Raw genomic sequence first — 3531 nt, 5'->3', positions numbered from 1 at the left:
TCCCGCCGGCGTTGCGCAGGACCCGGACCAGGCTGTCCATGTCCAGGTGGAGGAACCCGATGACGACGAGGTCCACCGACTCCTCCGGCTCCCAGGTGGTGGCGTCACCGACCACCCAGTCGACGCTGCCGGTACGGCCGTCATCGGAGTCCTTGGCTCGGGCCTGATCGATCGCGACCTCGGAGAAGTCGACGGCTGAGACCCGCCATCCGTGCGCGGCCAGCCACCGCGCGTGCCGTCCGTCGCCGCACGCCAGGTCCACCGCGGTGTCCACGGGCAGGCCGGCGTCCTCGGCACCGGTCACCTCCGCGACGATGCGTGCCGCGGGGGTGGTGCCCCACACGTCGGGCTGGGCGAGGTATCGGGCGTTCCATTCGGAGGCGTCCACGTGCGGCGGTCCTTTCGGTGCTGCGTCTGCTCGGTTCTACTTCTACTGGGTCGGGGGCGTACCCGGGTGATCCCGCCGCGGAGGGGTGGCACGGCTCACGGGCGTCGGAGCCACCGCAGGTGTTCCGTGTCGCCCTGCAACTCCAGTCTCCTCCACAGGACACTGCCCGGCACGGCCTGACTCGGGTGACAGTCCACCGCGGCCTGTTGCGCCGTACGGTCGACGGTCAGCGCCAGGTCGATCTCCCCGCTGCGCCGACCGAGGAATCCGGCGTACCCCTCGGAGGCGAGGCTGGCGCAGATCTCGTCAGGGAGGGTCCACGCCAGTACGGGAAGTCCGTGCCGGTCGCCCGCCCGGACGGCGGCCGCGGTTGCCGCCACGTGGTCCGGGTGTCCGCTGATGCCGGTGGAGTCGAAGACGACGAGACCGTCGGGCCGGGTCTGCTCCAGTGCGCGCTCGACGTCGCCGTCGAGGACGGTCGGCTGGAGAGCCGCCACACCGCCGTCGGGGTGGCCCAGCAGGGTGACCCGTCGGACCCCGAGCGCATCGGCAGCAGCCCGCAGTTCGCTCTCGCGAATCAGTGACAGGTCTCCTTCGACACCGTGGAGGGTCGACGCCTCGCCCCTGGTCAGGCAGAGGACGTCCACGAGCGAGCCTGCCCCGGCGAAGGTCGAGAGCACCGCGCCGAGGCCGAAGGATTCGTCGTCGGGGTGCGCGACCACGGCCAGGACCGCCCGCCACCCCGGCAGTATGCTCGTGTTCTCCATGGTCCGAGCCCCCTCATCGTCGACGGTGAATTGCCGTTCCGGGTCGTTGGATACCCGGTACCGTATCTTCTCATGAAGGCCTCCCACGATCGGACCGATGTCTCGCTCTTCGCCCGCGCATGGGTGATCGCCAGCCCCGTTCTCGAGCGCATCGGGCTCGCCAGATCCCGGCGGCGCCTGGTCTCCGGTCTGTCGGGAACGGTGGTGGAGGTGGGGGCAGGCAGCGGGGTCACCTTCGAGCACTATCCCCCGCAGGTCACGAGGGTGGTGGCGATCGAGCCGGACCCGCATCTCCGTGCCCACGCGCGGCGCTACGCGGCGCGTGCGTCTGTGCCGGTCGAGGTGGTGGAGTCGGTGGCGGAGGCGCTCCCGCTCGCGGACGGAGAGGCCGATGCGGTGGTCTTCGGTCTCGTCCTGTGCACGGTCCCCGACGTCCCGGCCGCCCTCGCCGAGGCGGATCGGGTACTCGCCCCCGGGGGAGAACTACGTCTGTTCGAACACGTCAGGGCAGAGGGCCGACTGGGACGCGTGGCCGACCGGATCGCGCCGGTGTGGAGTCGGCTCGGCGGGGGGTGTCGACCGAACCGGGACACCGGTCGGGCGCTGACCGAGGCCGGGTTCGACGTCACCGGGCTCAGGACCCGGACGTTCCCGCCGGTACTCCAGCTGACGCCGATCCTCAGCGGTTCGGCGCGGCGTCGCTAGCGGCACGACCGGCTACCGCACACTCCCCGGTCGGGTCGGGTCGGGTCGGGTCGGGGCTGGAGGGCGCGGGGAGCGCTCACCGGGTCAATTCTTCGCGGACCTCGCTCATCGGGGGCCGTTCACCGGGGGAGACGTCGACGGTCTCGGCGTGGAACCCGCCTCCGACGGGATCGCGCCTGTGCAGGGTGAGCGTGTCACCGGGGGCGTGGGTGTCCGGTGCCCGACCGTGGCGCCGCAGGCGGCTGAGTACCGCGAGGTGTTGGTGCATCGCCATCACCGCCAGCGCCGAATCGGGGGAGTGTCGGTGGGTGCGTCGACCGAGGTCCACCTGGGCGAGCGCATCGAGGCCGAACGCCTCGAACAGGTCCACCAAGATCCCGATGTCCACCCCGTATGCGCCGGCGAACGGGATGGATTCGAGGGCGTGACGGGTCCCGGCGTACTCGCCGGCCAGCGGCTGCACGAACCCGGCGAGTGCGGGCCAGTGGGTGGCCAACAGAGGTCGGGCGACGAGCTCGGTCACCCGTCCCCCGCCCGCCGGCAGGACGGTGCGGCCGTCGTCGAGAGGACGCTCGTAGGCGCCCTTGCTGAACACCACCCCGGGGTCGGTGAGCAGCGGGCCCAGCAGTCCGATCGCGAACGCCGGGTCGAAGTCGCGCAGGTCGGAATCGAGGAACACGACGAACTCCCCGTCGGTGGCTGCGAGGGATTTCCACAGCGCCTCGCCTTTTCCCGGGACGTCTCCCAGTGCGGGCAGCACATCTCCCTGCGCCACCACTCTCGCGCCGGCGGCACGGGCCACGTGCGCTGTGCGATCCGCGCTGTGGGAGTCGATCACCACCACCTCGTCGATGAGTGGCACCCGCTCCACCAGCTCGGCCTGAAGCGCGGCGACGATCACGCCGACCGTGGACTCCTCGTTCCGGGCCGGGAGCACGACGGACACCCGGCGGCCGGCCTTGGCCGCGACGAGGTCCTCGGCGCGGAAGTCACCCGCCCGGTAGGTGCGTCGCGCCGACCAGTCGCGGATCGGGTCGACCCGGTCCGCGAGGGGGGTTCGCGCGTTCTCGCTCACCTCCGCGATCCTGCCAGAGGTATCCGCCGAGCCGCCGCCGTGGGACGGCCCCGTTCACCCGGGTGTGCCACGATGCACAGCATGGACTTCTCACCCTCACCCCGCGCGGCCGAGCTCACCGCGGCGGTCCGCGAGTTCATCGACACGCACATCGCTCCGCTCGAGCCGGGGATCCACGCCGACATCGCCCGCCGCCGTCTGGCCGGCGAGGACCCCTGGGCGGTCGATCCGCGGATCACCGATCTGCAGGCCAGGGCGCGCGAGCAGGGACTGTGGAACCTCTTCCTGCCCGCCGGACACGAGGGTCCCTACGCGAAGCGGTACGGGACCCACGGCGGAACCGGCCTGACCAACACCGACTACGCGCCCGTCGCGGAGGAGATGGGGCGCTCGTTCGTCGCGCCCCTGGTGTTCAACTGCAACGCCCCGGACACCGGCAACATGGAGGTCTTGCTCAAGTATGGGTCGCAGGAGCAGAAGGACCGATGGCTGGACCCGCTCCTGGACGGGAGGATCCGCAGCGCCTTCCTCATGACGGAGCCGGAGGTGGCCTCCTCCGACGCCTCCAACATGGCGGCCACCGCGCGGGTCGAGGG

General features: G+C 71.5%; 5 protein-coding genes. 2 read left to right on the top strand and 3 right to left on the bottom strand.

What is annotated here, in order from left to right:
* On the bottom strand, positions 1 to 388 hold a 388-nt coding region (locus tag G6026_RS02910), incomplete at its 3' end, for a methyltransferase domain-containing protein (RefSeq protein WP_182612217.1).
* A 95-nt stretch (positions 389 to 483) separates the two neighbouring features.
* Positions 484 to 1155, bottom strand: a complete 672-nt coding sequence (locus G6026_RS02905) for a PIG-L deacetylase family protein (protein WP_182612216.1) — start codon at positions 1153 to 1155, stop codon at positions 484 to 486.
* A gap of 72 nt (positions 1156 to 1227) precedes the next feature.
* Here G6026_RS02905 and G6026_RS02900 point away from each other — a divergent pair, with 72 nt between their 5' ends.
* The gene (locus G6026_RS02900) at positions 1228 to 1860 is read left to right on the top strand and encodes a class I SAM-dependent methyltransferase (protein WP_182612215.1); all 633 of its coding nucleotides are present in this window, start codon (positions 1228 to 1230) and stop codon (positions 1858 to 1860) included.
* Positions 1861 to 1936: 76 nt separating this feature from the next.
* Here the strand turns inward: G6026_RS02900 and G6026_RS02895 are convergent, their stop codons facing one another.
* Entirely contained in the window at positions 1937 to 2935 is a 999-nt protein-coding gene (locus G6026_RS02895) for a glucosyl-3-phosphoglycerate synthase (protein ID WP_107757569.1), read from the bottom strand.
* Between the two features lie 81 nt (positions 2936 to 3016).
* Here G6026_RS02895 and G6026_RS02890 point away from each other — a divergent pair.
* Positions 3017 to 3531 (top strand): acyl-CoA dehydrogenase family protein (locus tag G6026_RS02890; protein WP_182612214.1); only part of this gene is annotated, 515 nt, incomplete at its 3' end.

Source organism: Dietzia sp. DQ11-38-2 (assembly GCF_014145055.1).
Classification (GTDB): Bacteria; Actinomycetota; Actinomycetes; order Mycobacteriales; family Mycobacteriaceae; genus Dietzia.
The sequence above is the reverse complement of the archived record's forward strand: the minus strand, read 5'-3'. Positions and strand labels throughout refer to the sequence as shown.